Raw genomic sequence first — 14934 nt, 5'->3', positions numbered from 1 at the left:
GGGTCAGGCGGGGACGCGGGGGAAGCGGGCCTGGAGGGTCCAGATGACGGGGTTGTCGGCCAGGCCTTCGTGCATGTCGATGAGGTCGGCGATCAGGTCGTGGAGGAAGTCGCGGGCCTCGCGGCGCAGCAGGCGGTGGCTGAAGGTCAGCGGTTCCTCTTCCGGCGGCATCCAGTCGGCTTCGATGTCGACCCAGCCGAAGCGGCGTTCGAAGAGCATCCGGTCGCTGGATTCGGTGAAGTCGAGTTCGGCGTACTGGCTGTGGGAGGAGCGGCTGCCGCGGGGGTCCTGGTCGAGCTGCTCGACGATGTCGCAGAGGGCCCAGGCGAAGTCGAGTACGGGTACCCATCCCCAGGCTGTGGACACCTCGGTGTCCTTGTCGGTGTCCGCGAGGTAGACGTCGCCGCAGAAGAGGTCGTGGCGCAGGGCGTGGACGTCCGCCGAGCGGTAGTCGGTCTGCGGGGGGTCGGGGAAGCGGCGGGAGAGGGAGTAGCCGATGTCGAGCACGTAGGTGATGGTGTCACGGGTCGGTGGGTGGTGCGGGGGCGGGCCGCCAGGTCGGCCGGCGGCTGGGGTCAGGACGGCAGGAGCCGTTGTTCCTTGGCGACGGCGACCGCGCCGGCGCGGGTGTCGACGCCGAGCTTGTCGTAGATGCGGCCCAGGTGCGTCTTGACGGTGGCTTCGCTGATGAACAGGGCGCGGGCGATGTCGCGGTTGCCGAGGCCGCGGGCGAGCTGGCCGAGGATGTCGAGCTCGCGGTCGGTGAGGGTGGGGCGGGTGCCGCGCATGTGGGCCATGACGCGGCTGGCGACGGGGGCGGAGAGGGTGGTCCGGCCGGCTGCGGCCGAGTGGATGGCGGCGAAGAGTTCTTCGGGCCGTTCCGCCTTGAGGAGGTAGCCGGTGGCGCCGGCGCCGATGGCGCGGGTGATGTCCGCGTCGGTGTCGTACGTGGTGAGGACGAGGACGTGCGGGGGGCGGGGGAGGGCGGTGATGCGGCGGGTGGCTTCGACGCCGTCGATGCCCTCGCCGAGCTGGAGGTCCATCAGGACGACGTCGGGGTGGAGCTTGGCGGCCAGGGCGACGGCCTCCTCGCCGCTGCCGGCCTCGCCGAGGACCTCGATGTCGGGCTCGCTGCCGAGCAGGGCGAGCAGCCCGGCGCGCACGACGACGTGGTCGTCGCAGAGGAGGATCGTCGTCATCCGGTGGGCTCCAGGGGGATCGAGGCCGAGAGGACGGTGCCCTCGCCGGGGGTGGATTCGATGGTCAGGGTTCCGCCGAGCTGACGCACCCGGGCGCGCATGGCGGGGAGGCCGTGGCCGCGGTCGGCGGCGGAGGGGGTGGCGGGGGCGGTGAGGCCGCTGCCGTCATCGGCGATGTCCAGGACGACCTGGTCGCCGAGGAAGCTGAGGGTGAGGGCGGCGGTGCGGGCGCCGGAGTGCTCGCGGATGTTGGCGAGGGCCCCCTGGGCGATGCGCAGCAGGGCGGATTCGGCGCGGTCCGGGAGGGGCGCGGGGGTGCCTTCCAGGTGGAAGCGGACCTCGATGCCGGGGCCGGCGTCCAGCGCGCGCAGGGCGTCGGCGAGGCCGGCGCCGTTGTCGAGTTCGGGCGGGGCCAGGTCGTGGACGAGGCGGCGGGCCTCGGCGAGGCCGCGGGCGGCGATGCCGGTGGCGGTGCGGACGTGTGCGCGGGCGGTGGCGGGGTCGGTGTCCCAGGTGCGGTCGGCGGCCTGGAGCAGCATCTGCTGGCTGGAGAGGTGCTGGGCGAGGGTGTCGTGGATCTCCATGGACAGGCGCTGGCGTTCGGCGAGGGTGCCTTCGCGGCGTTCGGTGGCGGCGAGCTCGCGGCGGGTGCGGATCAGGTCGTCGATGAGGGCGCGCTGGGCCTGGGCCTGGCGTTCCATGTGGACGAAGACGGCCGTGGCGAGGGCGGCGATGGCGGGCGGGGCGAGGAGGAGGTTGGGGTCGAAGGCGGTGGAGAGCTTCAGCTGGGCGGCGACGACGAAGACGGTGAGGACGGTGACGAGGGCCACGGCGGCGCGTGGGGGCAGGGTGCGCAGGGCGGTGAAGAAGAGGGGGACGGCGCACCAGGCGAAGCTGGGCGCGAGGACGACGAGGACCACCCAGGTGGTGACGACGAGGCCGAGCCAGAGCCGCCGGCGGAGGGTGGGGGCGGGGGTTCCGGTGGTGGGGGCGGTGGTGCCGCCCACGGCGGGGCCGAGGACGTGGAGCAGGGCCAGGGCGATGCCGAGGGCGATGACCCAGGGGGTGCGGGGTTCGCCGGGGTGGCGCAGGAGGAAGCGGGCCACCGAGGCGCCGAGGAGGAGGAAGAACGCCGTGTGCATGACCGTGGCCAGGGCGCGGGTGTCGGGTTTCCGCGGGGGGTGGCTCACGGCGGGGCTCCTGGGGGTGGGGTGTCCATTGTGCCGATGCCCGGGCCGGGCGTGGACGGGCCGGGCGTGGACGGGTCGGGCGTGGACGGGTCGGGGGCGCCCGGGGCCGGCGCCGGGGCGGGGGGCCGTACGGCGCGATCGGCCCCGCCGGCGTGTGGGGCGCGGCGTCGCGGCGGCGGAGCCCTCGGGGACGCGGTCCGCAGCCGGGGCGGGCCGGGGAGGCGCAGCCCCAGGAAACCGGGCGGCCGTCCCCACCGCATCGGCCGATCGGATGACCTCCGGGTCAACCGGTGCGGTCGCCGGGGCGAGCCGGTACGGGGACGGGCGGTGGCGGGGGCGGCGGCGATGGTGGGAGGGAGCCCGTCGAGACCATCAGGAGCAGAGATGAACACCCGTACCCGCGTCCTCACCGGTACCGCCCTCGCCGTCGTCCTCGGCGCCGGCACCTTCGGGGCCGTCAGCGCGAGCGCCACCCCTGCCAAGAAGGACGAGGTCAAGAGCGGCAACTTCACCACCTCGACCCACCTGACCATCGACGCCGCCGCCCGCGCCGCCCAGGCCGCGCTCGACGCCGCCCAGAAGGAGAACCAGAAGGTGACGGTGGCCGTGGTGGACCGCAACGGCAACACCATCGTCACCCTGCGCGGCGACGGCGCGGGCCCGCAGTCCTACGAGTCCGCGCAGCGCAAGGCGTTCACCGCCGTGTCCTGGAACGCCCCGACCTCGGTGCTCGCCGGCCGGCTCGCGCAGACCCCCAACCTGAAGGACATCCCCGGCACCCTGTTCCTCGCCGGTGCCGCCCCGGTCCAGGCCGACGGTGCGCCCGTCGCCGGTATCGGTGTCGCCGGTGCGCCGAGCGGTGACCTGGACGAGAAGTTCGCCAAGGCCGGCGTCGAGGCCCTGGCCAAGTAACCCCACTTAGGATCGGGCGTGTGGACCACCGCGCGCTCACCCGTCTCGCCGCCCCCGCCCTCGCCGCCCTGATCGCCCTCACCACGGGGTGTACGGGGGCGACGGTGCAGGGGCGGCCGGGCGCGTCCGGGCTGCGGGACCCCTATTTCCCGCGGGCGGGCAACGGCGGGTACGAGGTCGAGCACTACGCGCTGGACCTGGCGTACGACCCCGCCGACGGGGAGCTGCACGGGACGGCCGTGATCACCGCGCGGGCCGGGCAGGGGCTCAGTTCGTTCAACCTCGACTTCAGCGGGCTGAAGGTCGAGGGCGTGGAAGTGCAGGGCGTGGGTGCGCGGTTCAACCGGACCGGGAACGAACTGACGGTCCGCCCGGCCGAGGACCTGCGCAAGGGCGAGGTGTTCGTCACGCGGGTGGACTACGGCGGCCGGCCGAAGGCGCTGGTCGACCCGGACGGCTCCAAGGAGGGCTGGATCACCGCGGGGGACGGGGAGTACGCCGTCGCCGTGGGCGAACCGGTGGGGTCCACGGCCTGGTTCCCCGGCAACCACCACCCCGCCGACAAGGCGACGTACGACGTCACGGTGAGCGTTCCGCGGGGCTACGAGGCCGTGTCGAACGGGGAGTTGCGGTCCCGGCGGGACGTGGGGGAGCGGACCGAGTTCGTGTGGCGGAGCGCCGAGCCGATGGCGAGCTATCTGGCGACCGTCGCCGTGGGGAAGTTCAGGGTGAGTACGGGGAAGACCCCTTCGGGGGTGTCCGTGTACCAGGCCGTGGCACCCGGGGAGGAAGCGGCGGGCCGTGCCGTGCTGGCGCGGGTGCCGGAGATGGTGGAGTGGGGGAGCGCGACGTTCGGGCCCTATCCGTTTTCGACGGTGGGGTCGATCGTGATGCCCGCGCGGAGCCTGGGGTATGCGCTGGAGACGCAGACCAAGCCCGTGTACCCCGGTGCGCCGGACGAGGAGCTGGTGCTGCACGAGCTGGCGCACCAGTGGTTCGGTGACTCGGTGTCGCCGGCGTCCTGGAAGGACATGTGGCTGAACGAGGGGTTCGCCACGTACGCGGAGTGGCTGTGGGCGGAGTCCCACGGGGGCGTGTCCGCGCAGCGGCGGTTCGAGGCGTTCCTGGCCGGTGACACGTCGGTGGACGCGCACGCCGGCGCCGACTGGGCGGCGTTCGCTCCGGCCGCGCCGCCGGATGCCGCGCACCTTTCGGACGACCCCGTCTACTACCGGGGTGCGATGGTGCTGCACCGGATCCGGCAGGAGGTGGGGGACGCGAAGTTCTTCGACCTGCTGCGGGGGTGGGCGGCCGACCACCGGCACGGGAACGCGAGCACGGCCGATTTCACCGCGTACGCGCAGCGGCGTACGGGTGCGGACCTGAAGAAGGTGTGGGACGTGTGGCTCTACGGGGAGGGCCGGCCGAAGGGCTAGGCCGGGAGGGGTTTGCGCAGGACGAGGCAGGGGCGGGCGCGGGCGCGGTCTTCGGCGTGGCGCAGGAGGGTGTAGCCCTGGGCCTGCCAGAAGGCGAGGGCCCGGGGGTTGTTCTCCAGCACGGCGAGGCGTACGCCGGTGCGGCCGGCGGTGCGGAAGCGGTCCTCGACGAGGCGGGCGAGGGTACTGCCGTGGCCTTCGCGGTGTGCGGTGGCGTCGATGAGGAGCAGGCCGATCCAGGGGTCCGGGTCGGCGGGGTCCGGGTGCTGGGCGAGGGTGGCGGCGAGGCCGACGAGGCGGCCGGCGGAGCGGGCGAGGAGGACCTCGGAGCCGTCCTGGGCGAGTTCGTCGGCGAGTGCGGCCGCGACCTGCTCGACGGTGATGCGGGCCGGGTCGGGGAAGTCGCCGCTCAGTTCGAAGAACGCGCGGTTCGTGGCGTAGAGGGCGGCGATCTCGGTGAGGACCGGGCCGGGGAGGGCGCCGTCCACGGGGACGAGGGGCTGGATGATCACCCGTCGAACGGTAGCGAAGCCGGGCGCGGCCCCCTCTCCGGGATGCCGGGGAAGGGGCTCGGCCGGGCGGGCTCAGACGTTGACGCCGAAGTCCTGGGCGATGCCGGTGAGGCCGGAGGCGTAGCCCTGGCCGACGGCGCGGAACTTCCACTCGGCGCCGTTGCGGTAGAGCTCGCCGAAGACCATGGCGGTTTCGGTGGCGGCGTCCTCGGAGAGGTCGTAGCGGGCGATCTCGGCGCCGCCGGCCTGGTTGACGACGCGGATGTACGCGTTGCGGACCTGGCCGAAGTTCTGGCCGCGGGAGTCGGCGTCGTAGATGGAGACCGGGAAGACGATCTTGTCGACAGTCCCGGGGAGGCCGGCCAGGTTGACCTTGATGGACTCGTCGTCGCCCGAGCCCTCACCGGTGCGGTTGTCGCCGGTGTGGACGATGGTCTGGTCCGGGGTGGACTTGTTGTTGAAGAAGACGAAGTGGCCGTCGGAGACGACCTTGCCCGTCGCGTCGACGGCGATGGCCGAGGCGTCGAGGTCGAAGTCGACACCGGTCGTCGTACGGACGTCCCAGCCGAGGCCGACCGTGACGGCGCTGAGGCCGGGGGCCTCCTTCGAGAGCGAGATGTTGCCGCCCTTGGACAGGCTTACTGCCATGTGACTGGTGTCCTTCCTCGTCATTCCGGGTGCGTGAGCCCGATGTGGGGTCAAGCTACCGCTGCCCTTCATAACGCGGGGAGGGGGCGCGGAGGTTCCAGGGGGGTTTCCGAGGGGGTGGCCGGGGGCGGGAAATGAGGGTGACGGGGGAGGGACGGGGGCGGATCATAGGGGGCATGCCTGGTCCCTATGTCATCCGCGGTGCGGTCGTGCTCCCCGAGGCGGAGCTCGCCTGGCGGTTCTCGCGTTCCTCCGGGCCGGGCGGGCAGCACGTCAACACCTCGGACTCGCGGGTGGAGCTGCTGTTCGACGTCGCCGCGACGAACGCGCTGCCGGCGGTGTGGAAGGAGCGGGCGCTGGAGCGGCTCGCGGGCCGGCTGGTGGACGGGGTGCTGACGGTACGGGCGTCCGAGCACCGTTCGCAGTACCGCAACCGGGAGATGGCGCTGGTGCGGATGGCGGCGGTGCTGGCGGAGGCGACGGCGGCCCCGCCGAAGGTCCGGCGGCCGACGAAGATCCCGCGCGGGATCAACGAGCGGCGGCTGAGGGAGAAGAAGGCGCGGTCGGAGACGAAGCGGGGGCGCAGCTCGCGGGACTGGTAGGCGGCCCCGGCCCGTCCGCCCGTCCGCCCGTCCGCCCGTCCTCCCCGGTCCGCCCGGCCGTCCGCTCCGGTGGGCTACGGCAGCAGGTGGCGGTAGCGGCCGCGGAAGTACGTCAGGGGCCGGGCGTCCGGTGACGGGAACGAGGCCGTCAGGACGTGGCCGATGACCAGCGTGTGGTCGCCCGCCGGGACCCGGGACGTCGTGCGGCACTCCAGGGTGGCCAGGGCCCCCGACAGCAGCGGGGCCCCCGAGGCGGCGCCCCGCTCGCAGGCGAGGTCGGCGAAGAGCAGCCGGTCGCTGATGCGGCCCTTCATCGAGAACCGGCCGGCCACCTGGAGCTGGTTCTCCGCGAGGAGCGAGACCCCCCACAGCGGCTGCTCCGCCAGCAGGTCGTCCATCCGGGAGCCCTCGCGGACGCTGACCAGGACCAGGGGCGGTTCCAGGGACACCGACATGAACGCGGTGGCCGTCATGCCCACGTCCTCGCCGCGCGGCCCGTCGGCGGTCAGGGGCGGTTCGTGGGCGGTGATCAGGCACACGCCCGCCGCCAGCCGGGACATGGCGGCACGGAACTCGTCGTTGGTCACCCCCTCAGGATGGGGGGAGGAGGGGGCGTCGGGGGCGCAAGGCTGCGGCGCGGGGGTCGTCTTCGGCACGTATCGCACGCTAGTGCGGTCGTCGTGTGCCGCACATCGGGCGCTGGTCCGAGCCGCGTCCCCGCCGCTGGGCCTAGGCCCGGGCGTATCGTTTGCGCGTGGGAAGGCGGGGGACGGCCCCCTGTCCTCAACATGCCTACGCCGCAGCACTATTCATCTCATGTGACTTGAGTCACAGAGGGCAAGATTTGTTGACCCTGTGTACCTGGCGCACAGCTCACTGTGATTCAGTGGACGGGACACCGCAACGAAACGCCGATGACAAACCTGGAGTTGCTGTCGAGGTCTCGGGGAGAGCGAGCAATGGAGACCGAGTCGGAGCCGTACGTCCGTCTTGCGACCCTGCGGCAGCTGCACCAGGTGGTGGCCGAGCTCAACACGGCCCGGAGCCTGGCGGACACTCTGCAGACCGTCGTGGACGGCATCGTGCGCGGCCTCGGCTACGAACTCGCCTGCGTCAACCTCGTACGCCCTGACGGCGATCTCGTCGTCGCCGCCTTCGCCGGCGACCCCGCCGCCGAAGCCCTGATCACCGGCCGCGTCGGCTCCCGCCCCGCCTGGGAGCGCCGCCTGACCATGGGCGAGGACTGGGACGGCCTGCGCTTCATCCCGCACACCGAGGGCTGGGTCCTGCTGGAGGACGACGTCCCCCAGTGGCACACCGACGGACCCGATCCGCGCTTCGAGGACGAGTGGCACCCCGAGGACCGGCTCTACGCCCCGATGTATGCGACGGGCGGGGAACTTCTGGGTGTCATTTCGGTGGACAGACCGCGCAACGGCCGCCGCCCCGGCGCCTGGGGGCGCGAGGCCCTCCAGATGTACGCCTTCCAGGCGGCCATTGCGATCAGCAACGCGCGGCTGCGCGCGAACATGCAGCGGGCCCTGGTGCGGCTGGAGCGCGAGCAGCAGGCGCTGCGGGCCAGCGAGGAGTCGTTCCGGCAGGCCTTCGAGTACGCGCCGAGCGGCATGGCCATCGCCGAGATGGGCGGCGACCAGCACGGCCGGCTGCTGCGTACCAACGACGCCCTGTGCCGGCTGCTCGGGCGGCCCGCGTCCGTGCTGCGCCGGTACTCCTTCTCCGACCTCGTCCACCCCGAGGACATCGGCACCCTTCTGCGCACCTCCGCCGAGGGCGGCCGGGCCGAGCTGCGGCTGGGGCGGCGCGACGGGACGTACGTGTGGGTCTCGCTGCGCAACTCGGTCGTCGCCGACGCCGCCGACGGGCCGCGGTTCCTGCTGACGCACGTCGAGGACATCGAGGAGCGCAAGCGGCACGAACTCCAGCTCGCGCACCGCGCCAGCCACGACTCCCTCACCGGCCTGCCCAACAGCGCCGAGCTGCGCGCCCGGCTCGGCGCCCGGCTGTGCCGGCGGCCCCAGTCGGTGCGGGCCGGCGCGGTGGAGGCGCTGGACGCGGCCTTCGAGGGCCGCCCGGAGGGCGTCGGGACCGGCGAGCACGGCTACGACGGCTACGCCGCGGCCGCCGTCCCGGCCGGACCGGGCCCCGGAGGTGAGGGCTTCGACTTCCCCGCCGGCTTTCCCGGGCAGCCCGAGGGCCCGTACGACCACCACGTGCACGCCGTCGCTCCCGACTCGGACATCGACGACGGCACGAAGGGCCTCGCGGTGCTCTTCTGCGACCTCGACGGGTTCAAGTCGATCAACGACCGGTTCGGGCACCACACGGGCGACGCGGTCCTGATCGAGGTGGCCCGGCGGCTGACGACCGGCGTCCGGGACGGCGACACCGTCGCCCGCCTCGGCGGTGACGAGTTCGTCGTCCTCGCCGACGGCCTCGGCGCCGCCGACGCCGCCGACCTCGCCGTACGGCTGCGCAACGCCATCATTCCGCCGATCCGGGTGGACGGGCGGGCCGTGCGGGTCGGCGCCAGTTTCGGCATCGGCTGGGCCAGCTGCGGGATGTCGGCGGACGAGGTGCTGCGCTCCGCCGACCAGCGGATGTACATCGAGAAGAGGTCCCGCTCCAAGGCCCACCGCCGGGCCGGGTGATCGGATCGGCCACCCGTGGGCGCACGTGTTCGGGGTAGGCTCCCGGGGGTCGAAAGGAGTGACCTGCGATGACGACGCCCGCGAACAACGGCCCGCACGGTGGGGCGAACCAGCCCGAGGACGATGACCCGTTCGGCTACCTCTACGCGGACGGCCAGGCCGCCGGAGCCACCCCGCCCGGCCAGGGCGGCGGGTACGGCTACCCCGGCCCCGCGGTCGGAGGGCAGCCCGGCACGCAGCCCGGCGTCCCCCGCACCTCGTACAACCAGGTGCGCACGGTCGGCGAGCGGACGTACGGCGGCCAGCGCGGCGCCGTCCCCCAGCAGCAGCCCCCGCAGGCCTACCAGGCCCAGTACCAGGCCCCGGAGGCCCTCCAGGCCAACGGCTACGGCGTCCCGCAGCAGCCGTCCCCGCAGACCCGCCCGATGGCCCCCACCCCCGGCCGTGGCCGGCCCGGCGGCGGCTCCAGCCGCAAGGGCGTGCTTATCGCGGCGGTCGCGGTGGTCGCGGCGGTGGCGATCGGCATCGGTGCCGCGCTGACCTTCGGCAACAAGGACGACGACAAGAACAAGAACCAGGCGACGGGCCCGTCCCACTCCGCGGCCCCACCCCAACCCGACGGCTCCCCGGAGCCGAGCGCCTCGCCTGAGCCCTCGCAGAGCCCGCTGCCGAAGGCGGACGCCTCGGGCGCGGGCATGGCGCTGACGGGCGGTGCCGCGCTGCAGACGACGGTGCCGGGAGCGAAGAGCGCGGGCGGCCAGTACGTCGGCAACTTCAACCAGACCGGCGCGGCGGTCACATGGACCCTGGACGTCCCCAAGGACGGCCAGTACAAGCTGAAGATGACGTACGCGGTGCCGGGCAAGGACGCCAGCACCACGCTGACCGTCAACGGCGAGAAGCAGGACCGCCCGATAAACATGAAGAACTTCGCGCTGGCCAAGCCGGGCGAGTGGGGCTGGACGAACACCTACTCGCTGGTCCAGCTGAAGAAGGGCACCAACAGCGTCAGGATCTCGTGCGAGACGGGCAACCAGTGCGAGATCAACATCGACCAGCTCTGGCTCGAACGCGGCTGACCCGCCCCCTCACCGCCCGGCCGCCGGGACGGGCGTGATTTTTACCGAGCCCCGGACCTCCGTGTAGGTGCGGGGGTCGAATTCTCCGGCTGTCGGGGCCTGGACCGTGGCCGTGGAGAGGGCTACCGCGCGGGTGAGGCGGTCCGGCCAGGGGAGGTCCTCCGTCAGGGCCGACAGGAGGCCCGCCACCGCCGAGTCGCCCGCGCCCGTCGGGTTGCCGCGCAGGGTGCGGGGCGGGGTGGCCTGCCAGGTGCCCTCCGGGGTGGCGGCCAGGAGGCCCTCGGGGCCCAGGGAGGTCACCACCGCGTGGGCGCCCCGGCGGCGGGCGTCGCGGGTGGCGGGGAGCGGGTCGCGCGAGCCCGTCAGCTCGGCCAGCTCCGCCGCGTTCGGCTTGATGATCTCCGGCCGGGCGGCGACCCCGCGGCGCAGTGCCTCGCCGCTGGTGTCGAGGAGGACGGGGGCGCCGGCCGCCCGGGCCGCCCGTACCAGGACCGCGTACGCCCCCACCGGCACGCCCGGCGGCAGGCTCCCGCACAGCGCCACCGCGCGGGCCCCCGCGACGAGTTCGGTGTACCGGGCGAGGAACGCCGACCACTCGGCGGCCGAGATCTGCGGGCCGGGCTCGTTGAACTGGGTGGTGTCGCCGCTGCTTTCGTCGACGACCGCCAGCGTGCGCCGGGTGGTGCCGGCGCAGGGGACGAGGGCGTCCACCACCCCGCGGGAGCCGGCCAGCAGTTCCCGTACGAGCGCACCCGCCGGGCCGCCCGCGAAGCCCGTCGCCGTCACCTCGTGGCCGAGCGCGGCGAGCACCCGGGCCACGTTCAGCCCCTTGCCGCCCGCCCGTTCGGTGACGGCGGAGACCCGGTGGGAGGTGTGCGGCAGCAGTCGCGGCACCCGGTGGGTGACGTCGAGCGCGGTGTTGAGCGTGACGGTGAGGATCATGGCCAGTCCCGGTCTTGGTGTGTGCCGGGATCATGCCAAATGGAGGGCGGCCAGCCCAGTCCTCCGGGCCGGTCGCCTCGCTTCCGTACGGCTGAAGAGCCGGTTCAGCCCAGCGGGCTGACGATCCATTCGCCCCGTCGCATGACGCCCTTGACGTCGAACTCCGCATCCAGGACCACCAGGTCGGCGTACTTGCCGGGCTCCAGCGAGCCCACCTCGTCGTAGAGGCCGAGCAGCTTCGCCGGGTTGGCGGAGATCGCCTGCACCACGGACTCGACGGGCAGTCGGTCGACGGTCACCGACCGCTTGAAGGCGGTGTCCAGGGTGAGCGTGGAGCCGGCGATGGAGCCGCCCTCCACCAGCCGGGCCACCCCGTCCTTGACCTCGACCTCCAGCGGGCCCAGGTGGTAGGTGCCGTCGCCGAAGCCGGCCGCGTCCATCGCGTCGGTGATCAGCGCGACCCGGTCCGCGCCCGCGTGGTGGAAGGCCAGCTCCAGCATCGCCGGGTGCAGGTGCGTGCCGTCGTTGATCAGCTCGACGGTGACCCGCTCGTCCTCCAGCAGCGCCGCGATCGGCCCGGGTGCGCGGTGCTCCAGCCCGGGCATCGCGTTGTACAGGTGGGTGGCGACGGTCGCGCCCGCGTCGATGGCCTGGCGCGTCTGGTCGTACGTGGAGTCGGTGTGGCCGATCGCCGCGATGACGCCGTGCTCGGCGAGCAGGCGTACGGAGTCCAGCCCGCCCGGGAGCTCGGTGGCGAGGGTGACCATGCGGGCGGCGCCGTGCGCGGCGTCGACCAGCTTGCGGACCTCGGCCGGGTCGGGGTCGCGCAGCAGGTCCTCCTTGTGGGCGCCCTTGCGGCAGGGGTTGATGAAGGGCCCCTCGAAGTGGATGCCGGCGATCTCGCCCTGCTGCGTGAGCTCGGCGAGCAGCGCGGCGCGGCGGGCCAGCTCGTCGAGGTCGCCGGTGACGGTGGAGGCGACGAGGGTGGTGGTGCCGTGCTCGCGGTGGGTCCGTACGCCGGTGAGGACCTCCTCGGCGGTGCCGGAGGTGAAGGAGGCGCCGCCGCCGCCGTGGTTGTGCATGTCCACGAAGCCGGGGACGATCCAGTGCCCGGAGAGGTCCACGCGTGCGGAGTCCTCGTGGGCGCTGCCCGCGATCCGGGCGCCCTCGACGATGACGCGGCCGCCCGCCACGATGCCGGTGGGCAGCACCACCCTGGCGCCGGAGAGAACGGTGCTGTGTGCGCGTCCGGACATCAGGCAGGTACCTCCGTGGCGAGTAGGTCCCAGGCGAGCAGCCCTGCGCCCAGGCATCCGGCGGTGTCCCCGAGGGCGGCCGGAACGATCTCGGGCAGCCGCTGGAACGTCACGCGTTCCCCGACGGCCGTCCGCAGTGGTGTGAACAACGTTTCCCCCGCCTCGGCGAGCCCGCCACCGATGATCAGGGTCCTCGGGTCCAGCAGGGTGATGGCGGTGACCAGCCCGTCGGCGAGCGCCCCGATGGCGGCCAGCCAGACCTCCGCGGCGCGGGCGTCGCCGGACTCCACGGCCTTGGCGCAGTCGGCGGCGTCCGCGTCGGGGTCGCCGGAGGCTGCCGCCCAGGCGCGGGAGACGGCGGAGGCGGAGGCGAGGGTCTCCAGGCAGCCGTACTGGCCGCAGCCGCAGGCGGGGCCGCCGGGGCGGACCACGATGTGGCCGATCTCCCCGGCGTAGCCGTGGGCGCCGGCCTCGATGCGGCCGCCGATGCCGATGGCGCCGGCGATGCCGGTGCCGAGCGGCACGAACAGGAAGCGGTCGGCGCCCCGGCCGGCGCCGATGCGGCCCTCGGCGAGCCCGCCCGTGCGGACGTCGTGGCCCAGGGCGACGGGGATGCCGCCGAGGCGCGCGCTGAGCAGCTCGCGCATCGGTACGTCGCGCCAGCCCAGGTTCGCGGCGTACACGGCGATGCCGCGCTCGGCGTCGACGATGCCGGGGACGGCGACCCCGGCGGCCGAGGCGGCCGTACCGAAGCGGTCCCGGCCGAGGCCGAGGAGCTCGGCGGCGAAGTCCAGGATCGTCTCGACGACGGCTTCGGCGCCCCGCTCGCGGCCGGTGGCGCGGCGCGCCTCGTGCAGCAGGGTGCCGTCTCCGGCGACGAGGGCGGCCTTCATCCCGGTGCCGCCCACATCGAGGGCGATGACGTGTTTCACGGGTTTCACAAAGACAGTCTCGCGTGCTTCGAGGGGAAAGGTCTAGTCCATTGGGCGGGATTGTTGAGCGGCCATACAAATCCGGAAGGCCCCTGGCGCCCCGGTCGGAGACGGTTTGGAAACAGTCCGCCCGGGAGGCCTCCGCCGATGTGGAGGAGCCGCCAAAGTGGTGTAGACCTTACGTGGATCGTACGTACAACCTGGGGTGGATCGAGAACTGTGAAGGGCCGTTACCTGAGGCTGGCCGCGTCCGGAGCCGCACTGTGGCTGACCGGCGTGACACTGACCGGCTGTGGAGCCGTGCCGGGCCTCTCCGGAGACAACGAGGTGACCCTCCGGGTCGTGGCGGCCGACTACGGCGACAATCCGCAGAACTCCTCCGCCGCCTACTGGAAGGACCTCGCCACCGCCTTCGAGAAGGACAACCCCGGCGTCAAGGTCGAGGTGAGCGTCTACTCCTGGTCGGAGGTCGACGCCAAGGTCGCCGCGATGGTCAAGGCCGGCAAGGCCCCCGACATCGCCCAGATCGGCGCCTACGCCGACTACGCCGAGGCGGGCAAGCTCTACACCGCCGACGAACTGCTGTCCGTCAAGACCGAGGCCGACTTCCTCGCCCCGCTCGCCGACGCCGGCAAGGTCCGCCGCGTCCAGTACGGCATGCCGTTCGTGGCCAGCACCCGGCTGCTCTTCTACAACACCAAGCTCCTCGGCGACGCCGGGATCATCCCCAAGGACGGTTCCACCCCCTGGCAGCCCAAGAGCTGGGCGGACGTCGAGGCGGCCGCCAAGAAGCTCAAGGGCGCCGGCGTCCCCACCCCCTTCGCCCTGCCGCTCGGCCGCGAGGAGGCCCAGGCCGAGACGATGATGTGGATGCTCTCCGGCGGTGGCGGCTACACCGACAACGAAGAGGCGTACGCGATCGACTCCCCTGAGAACGTCAAGACCTTCGAGTTCCTCCGCGACCGGATGGTCGGCCAGGGCCTCACCGGCCCCGTCGAACCCGCCAAGCTCGACCGCCAGGCCGCCTTCGACGCCTTCACCCGGGGCGAGGTCGGCATGCTCAACGGCCACCCGACCCTGCTGAAGCAGGCGGCGGGCAAGGGCGTGAAGTTCGGCATGGTCGCCATGCCCACCGCCGACGGCGCCGACCACTCCACGATGGGCGTCGCGGACTGGGTCATGGCCTTCAAGAACGGCCACAAGAAGGAGGCCGGCAAGTTCCTCGACCAGCTGTACACGGCGAAGAACGTGACCACCTTCACCCACCAGTACGACCTGCTGCCGGTCACCACCAGCGGCTACCGCGCGATGGAGTCCGCGAACGGCGGCCCGGCCGCCCAGCTGCGCACCTTCCTCACCGCCCTGCCGAACTCCCGTCTCTACCCGGCGGGCAAGAAGTCCTGGGCCCAGGTCAGCGAGGACATCAAGCAGAACATCGGCAAGGCGGTCCAGCCGGGCGGCCAGCCGGCCAAGGTCCTGGAGCAGATAGCGGACTCGGCCCGCAAGGCGGACGGGGAGAAGTAACGCGGCGGCGCCCCCGAAGCACCGGACCGGGCG

General features: G+C 73.1%; 15 protein-coding genes. 6 read left to right on the top strand and 9 right to left on the bottom strand.

Annotated elements, in window-relative coordinates:
- Positions 1–3 precede the first annotated feature (3 nt).
- The 3 genes from WDV06_RS00450 to WDV06_RS00440 form a co-directional block, all read right to left on the bottom strand.
- Positions 4–507: a hypothetical protein gene (locus tag WDV06_RS00450; protein ID WP_395507544.1), complete on the bottom strand. Its 504-nt coding sequence runs from the start codon at positions 505–507 to the stop codon at positions 4–6.
- 68 nt (positions 508–575) lie between these two features.
- On the bottom strand, positions 576–1199 hold the full coding sequence (locus WDV06_RS00445) for a response regulator transcription factor (RefSeq protein ID WP_365149665.1): 624 nt from the start codon (positions 1197–1199) through the stop codon (positions 576–578).
- Positions 1196–2341, bottom strand: a complete 1146-nt coding sequence (locus WDV06_RS00440; RefSeq protein ID WP_395507622.1) for a sensor histidine kinase — start codon at positions 2339–2341, stop codon at positions 1196–1198. The genes WDV06_RS00445 and WDV06_RS00440 overlap by 4 nt, the downstream gene beginning before the upstream one ends.
- 432 nt (positions 2342–2773) lie before the next feature.
- Here WDV06_RS00440 and WDV06_RS00435 point away from each other — a divergent pair, with 432 nt between their 5' ends.
- Both WDV06_RS00435 and WDV06_RS00430 read left to right on the top strand, forming a co-directional pair.
- On the top strand, positions 2774–3301 hold the full coding sequence (locus WDV06_RS00435; protein ID WP_395507543.1) for a GlcG/HbpS family heme-binding protein: 528 nt from the start codon (positions 2774–2776) through the stop codon (positions 3299–3301).
- A gap of 20 nt (positions 3302–3321) precedes the next feature.
- A complete protein-coding gene (locus WDV06_RS00430) occupies positions 3322–4737 on the top strand; it encodes a M1 family metallopeptidase (protein ID WP_395507542.1) in 1416 nt (471 codons plus the stop codon).
- On the opposite strand, the gene WDV06_RS00425 is transcribed toward WDV06_RS00430, so the two are convergent.
- Together WDV06_RS00425 and WDV06_RS00420 are read right to left on the bottom strand one after the other, a co-directional pair.
- Complete coding sequence (locus WDV06_RS00425; RefSeq protein ID WP_395507541.1) at positions 4734–5249, bottom strand: GNAT family N-acetyltransferase; 516 nt, start codon at positions 5247–5249, stop codon at positions 4734–4736. The genes WDV06_RS00430 and WDV06_RS00425 overlap by 4 nt on opposite strands.
- Positions 5250–5321: 72 nt before the next feature.
- The gene (locus tag WDV06_RS00420; protein ID WP_395507540.1) at positions 5322–5897 is read right to left on the bottom strand and encodes a TerD family protein; all 576 of its coding nucleotides are present in this window, start codon (positions 5895–5897) and stop codon (positions 5322–5324) included.
- Between the two features lie 176 nt (positions 5898–6073).
- Here WDV06_RS00420 and arfB point away from each other — a divergent pair, with 176 nt between their 5' ends.
- On the top strand, positions 6074–6499 hold the full coding sequence (gene arfB, locus WDV06_RS00415) for an alternative ribosome rescue aminoacyl-tRNA hydrolase ArfB (protein WP_395507539.1): 426 nt from the start codon (positions 6074–6076) through the stop codon (positions 6497–6499).
- A 74-nt stretch (positions 6500–6573) separates the two neighbouring features.
- On the opposite strand, the gene WDV06_RS00410 is transcribed toward arfB, so the two are convergent.
- On the bottom strand, positions 6574–7155 hold the full coding sequence (locus tag WDV06_RS00410) for a flavin reductase family protein (protein ID WP_395507538.1): 582 nt from the start codon (positions 7153–7155) through the stop codon (positions 6574–6576).
- Between the two features lie 303 nt (positions 7156–7458).
- Between WDV06_RS00410 and cdgB the strand changes: the two genes are divergently transcribed.
- Together cdgB and WDV06_RS00400 are read left to right on the top strand one after the other, a co-directional pair.
- Complete coding sequence (cdgB, locus tag WDV06_RS00405) at positions 7459–9168, top strand: diguanylate cyclase CdgB (RefSeq protein ID WP_395507537.1); 1710 nt, start codon at positions 7459–7461, stop codon at positions 9166–9168.
- Between the two features lie 68 nt (positions 9169–9236).
- Positions 9237–10247, top strand: coding sequence for a CBM35 domain-containing protein (locus tag WDV06_RS00400; RefSeq protein WP_395507536.1), 1011 nt, complete (start codon positions 9237–9239; stop codon positions 10245–10247).
- A 9-nt stretch (positions 10248–10256) separates the two neighbouring features.
- On the opposite strand, the gene WDV06_RS00395 is transcribed toward WDV06_RS00400, so the two are convergent.
- The 3 genes from WDV06_RS00395 to WDV06_RS00385 all read right to left on the bottom strand — a co-directional run bounded on the left by WDV06_RS00395 (position 10257) and on the right by WDV06_RS00385 (position 13377).
- Positions 10257–11189, bottom strand: coding sequence for a 1-phosphofructokinase family hexose kinase (locus WDV06_RS00395; protein WP_395507535.1), 933 nt, complete (start codon positions 11187–11189; stop codon positions 10257–10259).
- A 104-nt stretch (positions 11190–11293) separates the two neighbouring features.
- Positions 11294–12445 carry an N-acetylglucosamine-6-phosphate deacetylase gene (gene nagA, locus WDV06_RS00390; RefSeq protein ID WP_395507534.1) on the bottom strand — a complete coding sequence of 384 codons (1152 nt, stop codon included), beginning with the start codon at positions 12443–12445 and terminating at the stop codon, positions 11294–11296.
- Positions 12445–13377 carry an ROK family protein gene (locus tag WDV06_RS00385; protein ID WP_395507621.1) on the bottom strand — a complete coding sequence of 311 codons (933 nt, stop codon included), beginning with the start codon at positions 13375–13377 and terminating at the stop codon, positions 12445–12447. The genes nagA and WDV06_RS00385 overlap by 1 nt, the downstream gene beginning before the upstream one ends.
- A 219-nt stretch (positions 13378–13596) precedes the next feature.
- Here WDV06_RS00385 and WDV06_RS00380 point away from each other — a divergent pair, with 219 nt between their 5' ends.
- Positions 13597–14901 carry an extracellular solute-binding protein gene (locus WDV06_RS00380; RefSeq protein WP_395507533.1) on the top strand — a complete coding sequence of 435 codons (1305 nt, stop codon included), beginning with the start codon at positions 13597–13599 and terminating at the stop codon, positions 14899–14901.
- Positions 14902–14934 lie beyond the last annotated feature (33 nt).

The sequence above is a fragment of the Streptomyces racemochromogenes genome (assembly GCF_044129415.1).
Taxonomy (GTDB): domain Bacteria; phylum Actinomycetota; class Actinomycetes; order Streptomycetales; family Streptomycetaceae; genus Streptomyces; species Streptomyces racemochromogenes_A.
The sequence above is the reverse complement of the archived record's forward strand: the minus strand, read 5'-3'. Positions and strand labels throughout refer to the sequence as shown.

What these genes read in the sequence shown, in the direction of transcription:
- WDV06_RS00445 (WP_365149665.1), bottom strand. Translation starts at nt 1,199, where the DNA reads ATGACGACGATCCTCCTCTGCGACGACCACGTCGTCGTGCGCGCCGGG.
- WDV06_RS00440 (WP_395507622.1), bottom strand. Translation starts at nt 2,341, where the DNA reads ATGCACACGGCGTTCTTCCTCCTCCTCGGCGCCTCGGTGGCCCGCTTC.
- WDV06_RS00435 (WP_395507543.1), top strand. Translation starts at nt 2,774, where the DNA reads ATGAACACCCGTACCCGCGTCCTCACCGGTACCGCCCTCGCCGTCGTC.
- WDV06_RS00420 (WP_395507540.1), bottom strand. Translation starts at nt 5,897, where the DNA reads ATGGCAGTAAGCCTGTCCAAGGGCGGCAACATCTCGCTCTCGAAGGAG.
- arfB (WP_395507539.1), top strand. Translation starts at nt 6,074, where the DNA reads ATGCCTGGTCCCTATGTCATCCGCGGTGCGGTCGTGCTCCCCGAGGCG.
- cdgB (WP_395507537.1), top strand. Translation starts at nt 7,459, where the DNA reads ATGGAGACCGAGTCGGAGCCGTACGTCCGTCTTGCGACCCTGCGGCAG.
- WDV06_RS00400 (WP_395507536.1), top strand. Translation starts at nt 9,237, where the DNA reads ATGACGACGCCCGCGAACAACGGCCCGCACGGTGGGGCGAACCAGCCC.
- WDV06_RS00395 (WP_395507535.1), bottom strand. Translation starts at nt 11,189, where the DNA reads ATGATCCTCACCGTCACGCTCAACACCGCGCTCGACGTCACCCACCGG.
- nagA (WP_395507534.1), bottom strand. Translation starts at nt 12,445, where the DNA reads ATGTCCGGACGCGCACACAGCACCGTTCTCTCCGGCGCCAGGGTGGTG.